The sequence below is a fragment of the Pseudoalteromonas sp. G5_S1_14_S5 genome (assembly GCF_054968605.1).
On the sequence record NZ_JBQKUM010000012.1, the window covers coordinates 14,120 to 29,317 of the forward strand.

At 45.4% G+C, this 15,198-nt stretch carries 16 protein-coding genes; 5 read left to right on the plus strand and 11 right to left on the minus strand.

What is annotated here, in order from left to right:
• Window positions 1-157 precede the first annotated feature (157 nt).
• Window positions 158-1,225 carry a uroporphyrinogen decarboxylase gene (gene hemE, locus ACTRWI_RS05550; RefSeq protein WP_198779362.1) on the plus strand — a complete coding sequence of 356 codons (1,068 nt, stop codon included), beginning with the start codon at window positions 158-160 and terminating at the stop codon, window positions 1,223-1,225.
• 105 nt (window positions 1,226-1,330) lie between these two features.
• On the opposite strand, the gene ACTRWI_RS05555 is transcribed toward hemE, so the two are convergent.
• Together ACTRWI_RS05555 and ACTRWI_RS05560 are read right to left on the minus strand one after the other, a co-directional pair.
• The gene (locus ACTRWI_RS05555; RefSeq protein WP_499129812.1) at window positions 1,331-1,924 is read right to left on the minus strand and encodes a uracil-DNA glycosylase family protein; all 594 of its coding nucleotides are present in this window, start codon (window positions 1,922-1,924) and stop codon (window positions 1,331-1,333) included.
• Window positions 1,924-2,850 carry a D-2-hydroxyacid dehydrogenase gene (locus ACTRWI_RS05560; RefSeq protein ID WP_499129813.1) on the minus strand — a complete coding sequence of 309 codons (927 nt, stop codon included), beginning with the start codon at window positions 2,848-2,850 and terminating at the stop codon, window positions 1,924-1,926. Before ACTRWI_RS05560 ends, ACTRWI_RS05555 begins: the two co-directional genes overlap by 1 nt.
• 71 nt (window positions 2,851-2,921) lie before the next feature.
• On the opposite strand from ACTRWI_RS05560, the gene ACTRWI_RS05565 reads away from it, so the two are divergent.
• Window positions 2,922-3,509 (plus strand): YjaG family protein, encoded by a 588-nt coding sequence (locus tag ACTRWI_RS05565; protein WP_499129814.1) that lies wholly within the window; start codon window positions 2,922-2,924, stop codon window positions 3,507-3,509.
• An 81-nt stretch (window positions 3,510-3,590) separates the two neighbouring features.
• On the opposite strand, the gene ACTRWI_RS05570 is transcribed toward ACTRWI_RS05565, so the two are convergent.
• Complete coding sequence (locus ACTRWI_RS05570; protein WP_499129815.1) at window positions 3,591-4,742, minus strand: CNNM domain-containing protein; 1,152 nt, start codon at window positions 4,740-4,742, stop codon at window positions 3,591-3,593.
• A gap of 270 nt (window positions 4,743-5,012) precedes the next feature.
• Here ACTRWI_RS05570 and hupA point away from each other — a divergent pair, with 270 nt between their 5' ends.
• Window positions 5,013-5,285, plus strand: a complete 273-nt coding sequence (gene hupA, locus ACTRWI_RS05575) for a nucleoid-associated protein HU-alpha (RefSeq protein ID WP_004729753.1) — start codon at window positions 5,013-5,015, stop codon at window positions 5,283-5,285.
• Between the two features lie 47 nt (window positions 5,286-5,332).
• A complete protein-coding gene (locus tag ACTRWI_RS05580) occupies window positions 5,333-6,037 on the plus strand; it encodes a DUF1481 domain-containing protein (protein ID WP_499129816.1) in 705 nt (234 codons plus the stop codon).
• Window positions 6,038-6,196: 159 nt separating this feature from the next.
• On the opposite strand, the gene purD is transcribed toward ACTRWI_RS05580, so the two are convergent.
• Together purD and purH are read right to left on the minus strand one after the other, a co-directional pair.
• The gene (purD, locus tag ACTRWI_RS05585; RefSeq protein WP_499129817.1) at window positions 6,197-7,486 is read right to left on the minus strand and encodes a phosphoribosylamine--glycine ligase; all 1,290 of its coding nucleotides are present in this window, start codon (window positions 7,484-7,486) and stop codon (window positions 6,197-6,199) included.
• A 281-nt stretch (window positions 7,487-7,767) separates the two neighbouring features.
• Window positions 7,768-9,360, minus strand: coding sequence for a bifunctional phosphoribosylaminoimidazolecarboxamide formyltransferase/IMP cyclohydrolase (gene purH / locus ACTRWI_RS05590; RefSeq protein WP_499129818.1), 1,593 nt, complete (start codon window positions 9,358-9,360; stop codon window positions 7,768-7,770).
• Between the two features lie 325 nt (window positions 9,361-9,685).
• Between purH and zntR the strand changes: the two genes are divergently transcribed.
• On the plus strand, window positions 9,686-10,117 hold the full coding sequence (gene zntR, locus ACTRWI_RS05595; protein ID WP_063525205.1) for a Zn(2+)-responsive transcriptional regulator: 432 nt from the start codon (window positions 9,686-9,688) through the stop codon (window positions 10,115-10,117).
• 129 nt (window positions 10,118-10,246) lie between these two features.
• Here the strand turns inward: zntR and fis are convergent, their stop codons facing one another.
• From fis to aroQ, 6 genes are all read right to left on the minus strand, one after another.
• Window positions 10,247-10,543: a DNA-binding transcriptional regulator Fis gene (gene fis / locus ACTRWI_RS05600; RefSeq protein WP_004729744.1), complete on the minus strand. Its 297-nt coding sequence runs from the start codon at window positions 10,541-10,543 to the stop codon at window positions 10,247-10,249.
• 23 nt (window positions 10,544-10,566) lie between these two features.
• On the minus strand, window positions 10,567-11,535 hold the full coding sequence (gene dusB, locus ACTRWI_RS05605) for a tRNA dihydrouridine synthase DusB (RefSeq protein WP_499129819.1): 969 nt from the start codon (window positions 11,533-11,535) through the stop codon (window positions 10,567-10,569).
• Window positions 11,536-11,674: 139 nt separating this feature from the next.
• Window positions 11,675-12,562, minus strand: coding sequence for a 50S ribosomal protein L11 methyltransferase (prmA, locus tag ACTRWI_RS05610; protein WP_063525206.1), 888 nt, complete (start codon window positions 12,560-12,562; stop codon window positions 11,675-11,677).
• 189 nt (window positions 12,563-12,751) lie between these two features.
• Window positions 12,752-14,095: an acetyl-CoA carboxylase biotin carboxylase subunit gene (gene accC, locus ACTRWI_RS05615; RefSeq protein ID WP_499129820.1), complete on the minus strand. Its 1,344-nt coding sequence runs from the start codon at window positions 14,093-14,095 to the stop codon at window positions 12,752-12,754.
• Between the two features lie 15 nt (window positions 14,096-14,110).
• Window positions 14,111-14,578 (minus strand): acetyl-CoA carboxylase biotin carboxyl carrier protein, encoded by a 468-nt coding sequence (gene accB, locus ACTRWI_RS05620; RefSeq protein WP_171369057.1) that lies wholly within the window; start codon window positions 14,576-14,578, stop codon window positions 14,111-14,113.
• 72 nt (window positions 14,579-14,650) lie between these two features.
• Window positions 14,651-15,100 (minus strand): type II 3-dehydroquinate dehydratase, encoded by a 450-nt coding sequence (aroQ, locus tag ACTRWI_RS05625; RefSeq protein WP_499129821.1) that lies wholly within the window; start codon window positions 15,098-15,100, stop codon window positions 14,651-14,653.
• Window positions 15,101-15,198: the final 98 nt, after the last annotated feature.

Consider the following 15,198-nt stretch of genomic DNA (forward strand, 5'->3'; position numbering starts at 1 on the left):
AAATTTTTAACATGCTCCTTTAATTGGGTGCAAATTAAGCATTGATTTAAAAGTTAATAACTTGATCTAGGTTGCAAAGCACACAGCTTTTACCCCTCAATCAGTGTTAGAATACTTGCCATCAAAATTAGACAAGATTGAATTGGAATTTAACGGAATGACCGAATTAAAGAACGATCGCTATTTACGCGCACTTTTAAAGCAGCCTGTTGATTACACACCGGTATGGATGATGCGCCAAGCTGGCCGCTATCTTCCAGAGTACAAAGCTACGCGTGCAGAAGCAGGCGACTTCATGTCTTTGTGCAAAAACGCGGAACTTGCATCCGAAGTAACCCTTCAACCTTTACGTCGTTTCCCGCTTGATGCGGCAATCTTGTTCTCTGACATTCTAACGATCCCTGATGCTATGGGCCTAGGTTTGTTCTTTGAGACAGGTGAAGGTCCTAAGTTTGAGCGTCCTATCACATGTAAAGCTGACGTAGAAAAAATTGGCCTGCCAGATCCAGAAGGTGAGCTGCAATACGTCATGAACGCAGTACGTCAAATTCGTAAAGATTTGAATGGTGACGTTCCCTTGATCGGCTTTTCTGGTAGCCCATGGACGCTAGCAACTTACATGGTTGAAGGTGGCAGCTCTAAAGCGTTCACTAAGATCAAGAAGATGATGTACGCAGAACCACAAACGCTGCACCTACTTTTAGATAAGCTAGCAGACAGCGTTATTGAATACCTAAACGCGCAAATCAAAGCGGGTGCTCAATCGGTAATGGTATTTGATACATGGGGTGGTGTACTGACTCCTCGTGATTATAACCTATTCTCACTGCAATACATGCACAAAATCGTTGACGGTCTGATCCGTGAAAACGATGGTCGTCGCGTACCAGTAACGCTATTTACTAAGAACGGTGGCATGTGGCTAGAGCAGATCGCTGCAACGGGCTGTGATGCAGTTGGCCTAGACTGGACTATCAACATCCAAGACGCAGTTAAGCGCGTGGGTGATAAGGTTGCTCTGCAAGGTAACATGGACCCTTCAATGCTTTATGCTTCTCCAGAGCGTATCCGTGAAGAGGTATCAACTATCCTTGAAGGTTTTGGTGATGCTGGTACTGGCCACGTATTTAACCTAGGCCACGGTATTCACTTAGATGTGCCGCCAGAAAACGCTGGTGTGTTCGTTGACGCTGTTCACGAATTGTCTAAGCCTTACCATAAGTAACTCTGAGTAAGATAATTGAAAGCGCTGCTGGGTAACCGGCAGCGTTTTTTATTGCCTTCAGATTGGTAATTTTATGCTCGTTTAATTTCGGCTGTGTGCAGTTCATTAAGCATTTGGATCATGGTAGGCCAAATGCTCTGAGATGTGTTTGCGGATGTAAGGAATAACCTCACTTTCAAACCATGGGTTCTTCTTGAGCCAAATATTATTGCGTGGTGAAGGGTGGGGAAGTGGTAAAAATTTTGGTGCCCAAACCTGCCAGTTTTTGACGGTCTCTGTCAGTGTCTTGGTGGCTTTTTTCTTCAAGTAGTAGTTTTGCGCATACTGCCCAATCAAAAGTGTCATTTGAACATTGGGCAGTGACTGTAATACTTTCTTATGCCAGAGCTCTGCACACTCCTTGCGTGGTGGCAGATCACTACTCTTCCCTTTACCTGGGTAGCAAAAACCCATAGGTACAATCGCAACCTTTTGTTCGTCATAAAAGGTGTCGTTGTCTATTCCCAACCACTCCCTTAATCGCGCGCCACTGGCGTCATTCCACGGGATGGAGGATTCATGAACCTTGATACCTGGTGCTTGCCCAATGATCAACAAGCGTGCATTTGGATGGGCTTGGATAACCGGGTTAGCACCATGTGAAAGATGAGGTTCACAAGCTCGGCATTGTCTTATCTCTGTGAATAATGACGAGCTCATCAGTAGCCTTTATCAAAGTCGATGACATGGTTTAGGGTAAATCCATCTCGCCACTGCTTGTAGTTCTCTGCGAAGATCTCGACCACCTGTCTCGGTTCGCTGAGTGCGGCAATGTGCGGTGTAATAGTGACTTGTGGCAGTTTCCAAAATGGGTGCTCTTGAGAAAGAGGCTCATGCTCGAATACATCAAGAAATGCATGCTCAACCCAACGATTTTTAATTGCCAATAACAGCGCTTTATTGTCGACACTTTCACCTCGCCCGACATTGAACAGCAGCACGTTAGAACAATAACTAAGGGTCGTTTGGTTGAGCAGTTGATAGGTTTCAGCGGTCGATGGCAAGGTGTTAATCACAATGTCCGCTTGCTTGAGAGCCGCCTCAAGTTCATTGATGTGGAAAGTATCCTTAAAGGCTTCGTGCTTTGGGGGAATGCCAGTGCGATTGACACCTATGGTGTGAATACCAAAGGCTGATGCGGCTTGCGCTAGATAACTGCCAATTGAACCCGTACCTAAAACCACCATGGTTTTATCGGTAAGGCTAGTATAAAGCTGGGGTTGCCAATTTTGTTGCTGTTGTTGCTTGTGGTAGTGGGAAAAGTGTCTGAAGTGGCTAATGGTATAACCTAGTACGTACTCTGCGATCGCTGGCCCGAAGATACCTTTCACGTTAGTTAGTGTGTAATCATGGCGCAGATTGGGCTGAGTGAGTTTATTGATACCAGCGTAGGTGCTTTGTAGCCAATCTAACTGCGTAAATTCATCCAAGCAATCAGCGATGAGGGGAGGTGAGGCTAATACGATCTCTGCAGACTCTGGGTTTTGAGTGATTTCTAGGTCGGGTAAATCTTGTTTTAGAATCAGTTGTACGTAGGTATCGTCATGCTCAGTAGCAATATAGAGTTTATTAGTAAAATTGTTCATCGGCTTACCTTTTCCCCCCAGGGTTTATCAAGTACACTTTCGCTGTCTTTTTCTGCAATTATTGAGTGACTATGCTTCAGAATCCACTGCAGGTTCGTCTTGAAAAGTTAGAACCTTGGCAACAAATTACCTTTATGGCGTGTCTATGCGAGCGTATGTACCCTAACTATGCCATTTTTTGTGAGAATACAGAATTTGCGGAAGCTCGAATCTATCGTGATGTTTTGGATAGTATTTGGGAAATCCTAACGGTTAAAACGGCGAAGGTGAACTTTGAGCGCCAATTAGAGAAAGTTGAAGAACTTTTTCCTAGCGCAGACGACTTTGACTTCTACGGTGTTTATCCTGCAATGGACGCTTGCCAAGGTTTGGCAACGCTTGTTCATGGTCTGCTTGACCGCGAGCATATGTTTGAAGCTGTGATTAAAGTAAGCCAACAGTCGGTTAAAACGGTTGCTGAGCTTGAGTTCGCTCAAGGCGCTGAAGAAGTGACCAACGAAAATCAGAAAGAAAACGAAGCGGTATGTGAAGAGTGGGACGTTCAGTGGGCTATCTTCCGACCACTACGTGAAGCGACGGAACGTGATATTGAGTTGATTAAAGATTTACGCCACGAACTGCGTGAAGAGCCAGTAAGTAACATTGGCGTTACTCTATAAGTTCGCAATCGAACCAAAGTACATATAAAAACAAAGGCTCCCTCGGGAGCCTTTGTTGTATCTATTGATAACCAATTCAGATTACGCGTCTTTTTTATCTTCTTTAGTCAGTTGCTCTTTGTCGGTTGCCTTCGAATCTGAAGCATCGCTATCCTCTTGAGTTTCTTCTTCCAACTCGTCTTCTTCATCGCGGCTCTCAATTACGCCGTGTTTCTCTTTCCATTTTTCCCAGCGTTGGAATGCCAACTCTTGCATGTCGGTCGTTTTATCCGCTTCATCAACAATCTCTTCACCTACTAGGTGCTCAAAGATGTCTTCTAGGGTAATGATGCCTTGAATTGTGCCGTATTCATCAACAACAAGAGATAGCTGAAGGCGTTGAGCCATCATCTGATCGAACGCTTTTGGTAATGGCAGATTATTCAGTAACACGTGAATAGGGCGCATTACGTCACCCAATGGTTTTTCGCCACAACCCGCTTGTTGCAGCTTAAACAGCTCTAAACGGTGTACAAAGCCGATGATGTTGTCACTCTGCTCGCTGTAAACCAACGGACGTGAGAATGGCGTGTCTTTATGGTCCGTAAGGAACTGATTGATGCTCATTTCAGCATCGACACGGAACACAACCGGACGTGGTGTCATTACTTGAGTGACAGGTACATCTTGAATGCCTAATAGGTTGCTTAGGATTTTCGATTCACCTTCCGCAAACTCACCACTCTCTTTTGCCAAAATCGCCATTGCAGATAGCTCGTCACGCATTTTTGGTGCTTCGTGACCACGAGCCAAGCGCTTAGTGATTTGCTCTGAGAACCACACAAACGGAGTTAGGAAGAACACCATCCAACGAAGTACGGTTGCGGATGCTGGTGCAAGTTGACGCCAGTAAGTTGCACCAATTGTTTTTGGAACGATTTCAGACAGTACTAAAATACCTAGAGTCAGTATGGCAGAGAATACACCTAACCATTGGCTACCAAAAACAACCGCTGCTTGTGCACCTGCAGTTGCAGCACCGATTGTGTGCGCGATGGTGTTAAGCGTTAAAATTGACGCTAGTGGGCGGTCTATGTCTGTTTTCAGTTTGTCTAACGACTCTGCTGCAGGATGCCCATTTTGTTTTAGTTGAGCGATGTAGCTCGGACTAATACTCAAAAGTACAGCTTCCAAAACAGAACAAATGAAAGAAACTCCAATGGCGATGGAGACGTAAATAGTTAGCAGCAGCATGTTTGCCCTTAAATTAAATTGTACGCTTTATCAGCGATTCAGCGTGGATTATAGAGAAAAAGTAGTGGCTAGGTCATCATTAATTTTGCGCTCAGGCCCTTTTAAACAAGGGCTTGCTCAATAAAATCAGTAACAAATTGTGAGTTATTACTCATAATATGGCTAAAACTACGGCATTAGAGTCAAAGATCGGCGACAAACCTTTGCCAGATGGGGCATTTATGTTTTAGAGTGAATTGAATTCAAAAATACAAAGAAGGGAAACCTAAAATGAACAAGACTCAATTAATCGACTTTATTGCTGAAAAAGCGGACCTTTCTAAAGCACAAGCTAAAGCTGCTCTAGAAGCGACTCTTGGTGGTGTAACAGATGCTCTTAAAGATGGCGATCAAGTTCAGCTAATTGGTTTTGGTACTTTTAAAGTAAACCACCGTGCAGCTCGCACTGGTCGTAACCCAAAAACTGGTGATGAGATCCAAATCGCTGCTGCAAACGTTCCAGCATTTGTTGCAGGTAAAGCGCTGAAAGATTCAGTGAAATAATCTAAACTGTACCGAGGTAGTCGTATTCCACCTCGGTACAGGTTTTTATGAAAAAAGCACTTCTTCTCGTTTCACTATTATCTACATTTCTCATTGGCTGTTCTTCAACCAGCCCTCGCAAAAACCTAGAACAATTTGAAACTTATACCGGCGGCCAGGTCATGGGTGACGCGACAAGTTTTTACTGGGTGACCAATAAGCTCACGCAGCCTCATACATCAGCAGACTATGTTACCGTCGGTGATTACGGTTGGTATCAAACGGATTATGCCTGGTCGGAAGGTGTACTTCGCGAATTTATCCGTGAAGGCGAGCAGCGCAACGCATCGAATGAACTGGTCTCATATCGTGTTCATGTACGTTTCAACAAGTCAGGCGAAGCTGTGTACCAGCAGTACCGCATTGCTGGCAAAATTCTACCTATCCGATCGTCACAGTTAGAAACCTATAAGAAAGAAGCCTCACAGGTCTTAGAGACCACGGCTAAGCAGAATGACGAAGGATTCAAATTGGTCCAAGGCTATTGGAACGGTGAATCTTTCGAAACTTGCTCGGGTAAAGAATTTTCAAGCATCGATATTAACCAAGCCTTACCAAACTTTGTGATTAACCGTTTGGCATCAGTGGAGAGTTATGCGGCGTTTCTTGGTAGTGACTCACTAGGAAAAATCACTGTAGAGGAGCTATTGATGTTGGCGGAAGAAAGCCATGATTGTGTTGCAAGACCATCACTGCTGAAGAGTAGCGAATAGATCATTCAAAGCATTTGGCCTACTGTAGGCTAAATACTTATTAGTCTGTCCGTCTGTACTTAGGACAATAAAAAAGGCGCCTACTAAGGCGCCTTTCTCTACTTTTCTTTTTTTGTCATTAACTTACTGTTATTGGAAAGTAAGCGAGTGGCACCGTGATTACTGCTCTTGCTCGCGCGCAATCGCACGGTAACCAATGTCATTGCGGTGGAACATACCATTCCAGCTTACTTGTTTCGTTAACGCGTAAACGCGCTCTTGAGCTTCAGAAACCGTGTTACCAAGTGCTGTAGCGCAAAGCACACGACCACCGTTTGTCACAACATCGCCAGCTTCGTTATTTGCAGTACCTGCGTGGAAAATCTTTTGACCTTCAACTTTGCTTGTTGGTAGTGAAATTACGTCACCTTTTGAGTAGTCAGCAGGGTAACCGCCAGCTGCAAGAACAACACCAATTGAAGCTCGTGGATCCCATTTAGATTCTGCTTCGTCCAGCCTCTCGTCGATAGCCATTAGGCAAAGTTCAACAAGGTCTGACTCCATACGCATCATGATAGGTTGCGTTTCTGGATCGCCGAAGCGGCAGTTGTACTCGATAACTTTCGGAGTGCCGTCAGCATCGATCATTAGGCCAGCGTAAAGGAAACCGGTGTAAGGTGCGCCTTCTGCGTCCATGCCACGTACCGTTGGGTAGATAACTTCTTCAAGGATACGGTTATGGATTTCAGGCGTTACTACTGGAGCTGGAGAGTAAGCCCCCATACCGCCTGTGTTAGGACCTGTGTCTTTGTCGCCAACACGTTTGTGGTCTTGGCTGGTGGCCATAGGCAGTACGCTCGAGCCGTCAACCATCACGATGAAGCTTGCTTCTTCGCCTTCAAGGAACTCTTCGATAACTACGCGGCTGCCGGCTTCGCCAAATGCGTTGCCTGCTAGCATATCTTTGATTGCGTCTTCTGCTTCTTTAAGAGTCATCGCAACAATAACGCCTTTACCTGCCGCAAGGCCATCAGCTTTAACTACGATTGGTGCACCTTGTTCACGAACGTAAGCGATAGCTGGCTCAATCTCTGTGAAGTTCGCGTAAGAACCAGTTGGGATATCGTGACGAGCTAGGAAGTCTTTAGTGAATGCTTTAGAGCCTTCTAGCTGTGCTGCTGCTTGAGTTGGGCCAAAGATAGGCAGACCCACTTCGCGGAACGCGTCAACCACACCAATAACGAGTGGTGCTTCTGGACCAACGATAGTCAGCTCGATTTTTTTCTCTTGAGCAAACGCTACTAAACCAGCGATGTCTTCAACGCCAATGTTTACGTTTTCTAGTTTTGGCTCAAGTGCAGTACCTGCGTTACCTGGAGCAACGAATACTGTTTCAACGTTTGGGTTTTGTGCTGCTTTCCAACCAAGTGCATGCTCACGACCGCCGGCACCAATAATCAATACATTCATGTTTTAAAATCCTTATAGCTGCTCAGAGCCTTTATTTCTGCATCAAACATGCTCACTTATAGTCATAAGCTGCGCGTGTTTTCCTTGAACTAAAGTCACTGATTTGCTCTACGTATTTCAAATATCGGAATATTTAAAAAACAAAATTATAAGTCTCGCTCAAAGTAGTTGTTGATGTGGCTAGGCAGCAATTGAGCCCATCCCCGGGAGCATAGCTCGCTATGTGACCAGGGTGGGCGAAAGCAGCTAACGACACCACAGTGCCAAATACGAAGAGGAAATTAGTGGCGGAAGTGACGCATGCCAGTAAAGATCATCGCCATGCCGTGCTCATCTGCTGCTGCGATAACTTCGTCATCACGCATAGAGCCACCCGGTTGGATAACACACTTGATGCCCGCTTCTGCAGCCGCGTCGATACCGTCACGGAATGGGAAGAACGCATCTGATGCCATTACACAACCTTCAACCTGTAGACCTTCGTCTGCAGCTTTGATGCCTGCGATTTTCGCAGAGTAAACGCGGCTCATTTGGCCTGCGCCTACACCGATAGTCATGTCACCTTTCGAGTAAACGATCGCGTTAGATTTCACGTACTTCGCTACTTTCCAGCAGAATAGGGCATCTTTTAGCTCTTCCGTGGTTGGTTGACGCTTAGAAACGACTTTAAGGTCATCTTCAGATACTATGCCTTGGTCGCGGTCTTGAACCAGTAGGCCGCCGTTAACGCGCTTCACGTCAAAGCCAGTTGTCTTAGTTGTCCATTCGCCACACTCAAGTAGGCGAAGGTTTTTCTTAGCCGCAACGATTTCTACCGCTTCAGCAGAAACAGAAGGAACAATGATAACTTCAACGAATTGGCGCTCAGTGATAGCCGTTGCTGTTGCAGCGTCTAGTTCACGGTTGAATGCGATGATGCCGCCAAATGCAGACGTTGGGTCTGTTTTGAATGCACGGTCGTAAGCTTCTAGGATATCTTCACCTAGTGCTACACCACATGGGTTTGCGTGCTTAACGATCACACATGCTGGCTCATCGAACTCTTTCACACACTCAAGTGCTGCATCTGTGTCAGCGATGTTGTTGTAAGAAAGGGCTTTACCTTGGATTTGGCGAGCAGTAGAAACTGATGCTTCTTCAGGGTTTGCTTCAACGTAGAATGCGGCTGCCTGGTGGCTGTTCTCACCGTAGCGCATGTCTTGTTTCTTCTCGAACTGTTGGTTGAATGTGCGAGGGAATTTGCTCTCTTCATCACCTTCTTTGTTCTCTCCATAAGAAGGAACCATAGTGCCGAAGTAGTTAGCGATCATGCCGTCGTAAGATGCTGTATGCTCGAATGCTGCGATAGCAAGGTCGAAGCGCGTCTCTAGTGTTAGAGACTTCTCGTTCGCGTCCATTTCAGCGATAACACGGTCGTAGTCGTGAGCGTTGACAATGATAGTTACGTCTTTGTGGTTTTTCGCTGCAGAGCGAACCATTGTTGGACCGCCGATGTCGATGTTCTCAACAGCGTCAGCAAGCGTACAGCCTTCTTTAGCAACGGTTTCTGCGAATGGGTATAGGTTTACAATAACCATATCGATAGGGTTGATACCGTGAGTTTCCATCACGTCATCGTCTTGGCCGCGACGGCCTAGAACACCACCATGAACTTTTGGATGCAGAGTCTTAACACGGCCGTCCATCATTTCTGGGAAACCAGTGTAGTCAGATACTTCTGTAACAGAGATGCCTTTTTCAGCAAGCAGGCGAGCAGTGCCACCGGTAGATAGGATATCTACACCACGGTTAGCAAGAGCTTGTGCAAATTCAACGATACCAGTTTTGTCTGATACGCTGATTAGAGCGCGGCGAATTGGACGAGCGTTATTCATGCTTCCATTTTCCTCAAATTCATGGGGTTAAAATAAAGATATTTGCCAAAAAAGAACTTGTTTCTATCTTCTCAACGTGGATTATTCTAGATTCCAGTAAGAGATAAAATATTGGCCAGTTTTGGTAAAGACCTTTGAGGTTAGTCTTACGATTAAGCTATAAGATAACCAACTCCAAATTTGATGGCGCAGATTCTAACTAATTTATTACAAAAAAGCTCGCGCAATCGTTTGGCATGCAAAAAATAATTATGAAAAGTGCCATTTCAGCCTAAAAAGTAACGATAAAGTTAATTGTGAAATGAATGAAGGAATAGGGAAAAACATGTTTCAGATCGGTGAATTAGCGAAACGATGCGGTGTGACAGCCGATACCTTACGCTTTTACGAAAAAAATAATTTGATTGCTCCTGCGAGCCGTAGTGAATCGGGTTATCGCCTATATGATGAAAATAACCAAAAACAGGTGACCTTTATTCTTAAATCTAAAGAGTTGGGGCTGAGTTTAGATGAGATTAAAGAATTGCTCGAGATTCGCTTGGAAGCGACGCAACACAGCTGTGCCGAAGTGAAGTCCATCACCACTGCCAAGCTGGAGATGATTGATGAGAAGATTACTGAGTTAACCAAGATCCGGACTGCGCTTAAAAAGATTAACGATGCGTGTTGTGGCCACATAGATGACAACGCTAGCCATTGTTCGATTCTGGCTGCACTAGATTCAGAAAATGTTGAAAAAGGACGCTGCTGCAGCTAAGAGGCGCTCTGGTAAATGTGGAGCCTATCCACCACTCCCAACTTCTCCCTTCCTCAATCTACAAGTCAAAAAAAAGCCAAACTCAATGAATGAGCTTGGCTTTCAATTCAATTAATTACGAAAGAACGATTAGTTCATGCCGTATTTTTTAAGTTTCTTACGAAGAGTACCGCGGTTGATACCCATCATCGTTGCTGCGCGAGTTTGGTTACCGCGAGTGTACTGCATGATGGTGTCTAGTAGTGGCTGTTCAACTTCAGCTAATACTAGTTCGTATAACTCGCTGACTTCTTGACCGTTTAATTGAGCAAGGTAGTTTTTCAATGATGCTTTCACTGAATCACGTAGTGGTTTCTGCGTGATTTGGTCTTGTGATGTTACTGTAGTCACTGTCAATGCTTCTGAAGTCAGATTTTGTTCGAACATATTCGGTCTAGCTCTTCTCGTAATTATGGTGCAACGTTATCAAAATAACCTTCTAACGCCTCAAGCTGCAGATCACCTGCTTCGAGTGCGTTGAAGGTACGGCGAAACTCACTCGCTTGTTCATGTTCTTTTAGGTACCAACCCACATGCTTACGAGCGATGCGAGGGCCTAAAAACTCTCCATAAAACTCATGTAGAGCGTGAACATGGCCAAGCATGATGTCTTTCACTTCCGAAATTGGGAGTGGGTCCATCGTGGTGCCGTTTTCCAAAAAGTGTAGGATTTCGTTAAAAATCCATGGACGACCTTGGGCAGGACGACCAATCATTAAAGCGTCAGCGCCGGTGTACTCCAGCACAAACTTCGCTTTTTCCGGGCTATCGATATCACCGTTAGCAATAACCGGAATAGATACAGCTTGTTTCGCCGCTTTAATGTGTTTGTATTCTGCCTCACCTTTGTACATACAAGCGCGAGTTCTCCCGTGAAGGGCAAGTGCCTGTATGCCGCAGTCTTCGGCTATTTTAGCGATTTGGACACAGTTTCTGTTATCTGTATCCCAGCCTGTACGAGTCTTTAACGTTACTGGAACGTCGACTGCGTTTACTACAGCTTTCAAGATCTCTTCAATGAGGTCTGGGTACTGAAGTAGGGCGGAGCCCGCAAGCTTCTTATTCACTTTTTTGGCTGGACAACCCATGTTGATATCGATGATTTGCGCACCGTTATCGACATTGAATTGCGCAGCCTCGGCCATAAGCTGTGGATCTGCACCAGCGATTTGTACTGAACGAATGCCCGATTCGCCTTCATGTACCATACGCTGCTGAGACTTCGACGTTTTCCAAACTTTTGGATTGGAGGACATCATTTCACTGACTGCCATCCCCGCACCGTAGCGAAGACACAACTCACGGAATGGTCTATCCGTTACGCCAGCCATTGGAGCGACGATTAGATTGTTCTTAAGTTGATAATTTCCGATTTTCAAAACGTCATCACAGTTCTGTACCAGCAAGGGCGCGCATTTTACGCATTTTTTCGCTGCGTGAAAAGACTAATATTTGAGCATTTACAATTTGTTTTTGTAATTTGCATGAAATTCAATCAATTAGCACCCAAAGTCTTGTCTAGCCTTGCTTGCGACCAGAGATTCGACACCACTCTTGCTGCTCGATAATCGGATCAATGTGAAGCTCATCACGATAATAAGTCGCAACATCTTCCGCTTGTGTATCTAAAACACCCGACATCGCAAGCACGCCATTTGGCTTAACTAGGCCTTTAATGATGCCTGAAAGATCACGAAGTGGACCGGCAAGAATGTTGGCAACAACAACGTCTGCTAGTAAACCTTCAGGCTGATCTTGTGGCAAGAACACCTCAAGTTGCTCAGCAACGCCATTGCGCTCTGCGTTGTCTTTTGATGCAAGTAGTGCTTGAGGATCAATGTCTATCCCGATAACTTTTGCTGCGCCTAGTTTGATCGCTGCGATCGCTAGGATGCCTGAGCCACAACCGAAGTCGATGACGGTTTTGCCTGTCAGGTCTAATCCTTCAAGCCACTCAAGACACAATGCTGTTGTTGGGTGAGTACCAGTACCGAATGCAAGGCCAGGGTCTAGCATTACGTTTACCGCGTCAGGTTCAGGGATATCGCGCCAGCTTGGGCAAATCCATAAACGCTCACCAAACTTCATTGGGTGGAAGTTGTCCATCCATTCACGTTCCCAATCCTTGTCTTCAATTTGCTCAACTTTATGAGCAAAGTCTGCAGGGAACATGTTGCTTGCTTTAATCTGCGCTAGAACGACACCTGTATCAATCTCTGCGTCGTAAAGTGCAAGAATGTCAGTGTCACCCCAAAGGCGAGTTTCACCCGGCAGAGGCTCAAATACAGGGGTATCTTGTGCATCCAGGAAAGTTACAGAAAGAGCACCAGTCTCTTCCATTAACATGTCGCCGATTTGTTCGGCATTTTCATTGGTAGCATTAAGCTTGATTTGAATCCAAGGCATGGCTGAATCTTCTATATGAGAAAAATTGGATGGCGAGTCTAGCAGAAAATATGAGCAAATTCACCAAAACCCCAAGGAATATCATGGGGAATATTGATTGCGTTTTTTGGACGCTTAAAAACAAAAAATGCCCACCAAAGTGAGCATTTTATTTTGTTCATTTAAGAACAAATTACACGAGGCTAGTTTCTATTGAAGACCAAGTTTCTTCTCAAGGTAGTGGATGTTTGCACCACCGTGTTGGAAGTTCTCGTCGTTCATGATCGACTCTTGTAGAGAGAGGTTTACTTTGATGCCTTCTACAATCATCTCACCTAGTGCGTTTTTCATACGAGAAATTGCAACATCACGGTTCTCACCGTAAGTGATTAGCTTACCGATCATTGAATCGTAGTGTGGTGGAACTGTGTAACCCGTGTAGATGTGAGAGTCCCAGCGAACGCCCATACCACCGGGAGCGTGGAAGCGCTCAATCTTACCTGGTGAAGGTAGGAACTTCTCTGGATCTTCCGCGTTGATACGACATTCGATCGCGTGACCTTTGATCTTGATATCGTCTTGCGTGAAAGATAGAGGCTGACCAGCAGCAACACGAAGTTGCTCTTTGATTAGGTCAACGCCAGTTACCATCTCTGTTACTGGGTGCTCCACTTGAATACGAGTGTTCATTTCGATGAAGTAGAATTCGCCGTTTTCGTATAGGAATTCAAATGTACCTGCACCGCGGTAGCCGATTTCTAGACATGCACGAGTACAACGTTCACCGATGTATTTACGCATCTCTTCAGTGATACCTGGAGCTGGTGCTTCTTCAACCACTTTCTGGTGGCGACGCTGCATTGAACAGTCTCGCTCACCAAGGTGGATAGCACCGCCTTGACCGTCAGCAATTACTTGTACTTCAACGTGACGTGGGTTTTCTAGGAATTTCTCCATGTAAACCATGTCGTTGTTGAAACATGCTTTTGCTTCAGCACGTGTCATTGCGATTGCTTCTGTTAGTTCACCTTCAGTGCGAACAACACGCATACCACGACCACCGCCGCCACCAGACGCCTTGATAATCACTGGGTAGCCAATACGTTTAGCGTGAGCTTTGTTAGTTGCTTCGTCGTCGTTCAGTGGGCCGTCAGAACCAGGTACACAAGGTACGCCTGCTTTCTTCATTGCCGTGATTGCAGAAACTTTATCACCCATGATGCGGATAGTTTCAGCTTTAGGGCCTACGAAGATGAAACCGCTTTGCTCAACTTGCTCCGCAAAGTCTGCGTTTTCAGATAGGAAGCCGTAGCCAGGGTGAATAGCAACAGCGCCTGTTACCTCTGCCGCGCTGATGATACGAGGGATGTTCAGGTAGCTATCGATACCACGAGCTGGGCCGATACAAATAGTTTCATCTGCAAGTAGCACGTGTTTAAGGTCACGGTCAGCTGTTGAGTGAACAGCTACCGTCTTAATGCCTAGCTCTTTACATGCTCGCAGAATACGTAGTGCAATTTCACCACGGTTCGCGATTACTAATTTATCTAACATAATGAGGCTTCTCTATTATTCGATAATTACTAGAGCTTGGTCGAACTCAACTGGTTGGCCGTCTTCAACTAGGATTGCAGTTACAACACCAGACTTGTCAGCTTCGATTTGGTTCATCATCTTCATTGCTTCAACTATACATAGAGTATCGCCAGCGTTAACTTGTTGACCTACTTTTACGAATGGTTTTGCGTCTGGGCTTGGCGCGCTGTAGAACGTACCAACCATTGGAGAAAGAACTTGGTGACCAGTTACTGCTGCTGGAGCTTCAGCTGCTTCTGGAGCCGCCGCAGGAGCAGGAGCCGCTGCTGGAGCTGGTGCCGCTGCTGGAGCCGGAGCTGCTGCGTATTGAACTGGTGCTGCTACAGGTGCAGTGCCGTTGCGGCTGATGCGTACTGACTCTTCACCTTCAGAGATTTCTAGTTCTGCGATACCAGACTCTTCAACCAATTCGATCAGCTTTTTGATTTTGCGAATATCCATCGTTTCTTTCTCTTTTGTTAATTAACCATGCTCTATGACTAGAGCTGGTGTCTATTAGTTCGGTTATGTTCGTTATTTTGACTGCAACTTGTGAATCGCAGCAGTCAAAGCAAATTGGTAGCCTTGTGCGCCTAAGCCACAGATTACCCCTTCTGCTTTGTCTGAGAGGTAAGAGTGGTGCCTAAAAGGTTCACGCGCGTGAACATTCGATAGGTGCACTTCAATAAATGGGATCGCTACGCCAAGTAGTGCATCACGCAACGCCACACTGGTATGTGTAAAGGCCGCTGGGTTGATGATAATGAAATCAATATCTTGATATGCACTATGGATAGCTTCGATCAGTTCATACTCACGATTTGACTGTAAGTGAAATAGCTCAACATCTTGTGTTTTCGCTTGCTCTGTTAGTGAGCTAATAATCTGGTCAAGTGTTTGAGAGCCGTAGTGTGCCGGTTCTCTTAGGCCTAACAGGTTAAGGTTTGGGCCATTTAAAACTAGAATGCGAAACTTTGTAGGCATCGTGGGGCTATCTTCCTTTATCGTGATTACGGCCGTGAATGTTGCCATTTTATTGAAAAATTGGAGTTAATTTCCAGTGAGAAAAACCCAAATCTAAA

Coding starts and splice junctions, on each gene's coding strand:
- purH (WP_499129818.1), bottom strand. CDS start 9,360: ATGAATAACGCTCGTCCAATTCGCCGCGCTCTAATCAGCGTATCAGAC.
- ACTRWI_RS05565 (WP_499129814.1), top strand. CDS start 2,922: ATGCTTCAGAATCCACTGCAGGTTCGTCTTGAAAAGTTAGAACCTTGG.
- prmA (WP_063525206.1), bottom strand. CDS start 12,562: ATGCCTTGGATTCAAATCAAGCTTAATGCTACCAATGAAAATGCCGAA.
- ACTRWI_RS05555 (WP_499129812.1), bottom strand. CDS start 1,924: ATGAGCTCGTCATTATTCACAGAGATAAGACAATGCCGAGCTTGTGAA.
- accC (WP_499129820.1), bottom strand. CDS start 14,095: ATGTTAGATAAATTAGTAATCGCGAACCGTGGTGAAATTGCACTACGT.
- fis (WP_004729744.1), bottom strand. CDS start 10,543: ATGTTCGAACAAAATCTGACTTCAGAAGCATTGACAGTGACTACAGTA.
- ACTRWI_RS05560 (WP_499129813.1), bottom strand. CDS start 2,850: ATGAACAATTTTACTAATAAACTCTATATTGCTACTGAGCATGACGAT.
- hemE (WP_198779362.1), top strand. CDS start 158: ATGACCGAATTAAAGAACGATCGCTATTTACGCGCACTTTTAAAGCAG.
- purD (WP_499129817.1), bottom strand. CDS start 7,486: ATGAATGTATTGATTATTGGTGCCGGCGGTCGTGAGCATGCACTTGGT.
- ACTRWI_RS05580 (WP_499129816.1), top strand. CDS start 5,333: ATGAAAAAAGCACTTCTTCTCGTTTCACTATTATCTACATTTCTCATT.
- aroQ (WP_499129821.1), bottom strand. CDS start 15,100: ATGCCTACAAAGTTTCGCATTCTAGTTTTAAATGGCCCAAACCTTAAC.
- hupA (WP_004729753.1), top strand. CDS start 5,013: ATGAACAAGACTCAATTAATCGACTTTATTGCTGAAAAAGCGGACCTT.
- accB (WP_171369057.1), bottom strand. CDS start 14,578: ATGGATATTCGCAAAATCAAAAAGCTGATCGAATTGGTTGAAGAGTCT.
- ACTRWI_RS05570 (WP_499129815.1), bottom strand. CDS start 4,742: ATGCTGCTGCTAACTATTTACGTCTCCATCGCCATTGGAGTTTCTTTC.
- zntR (WP_063525205.1), top strand. CDS start 9,686: ATGTTTCAGATCGGTGAATTAGCGAAACGATGCGGTGTGACAGCCGAT.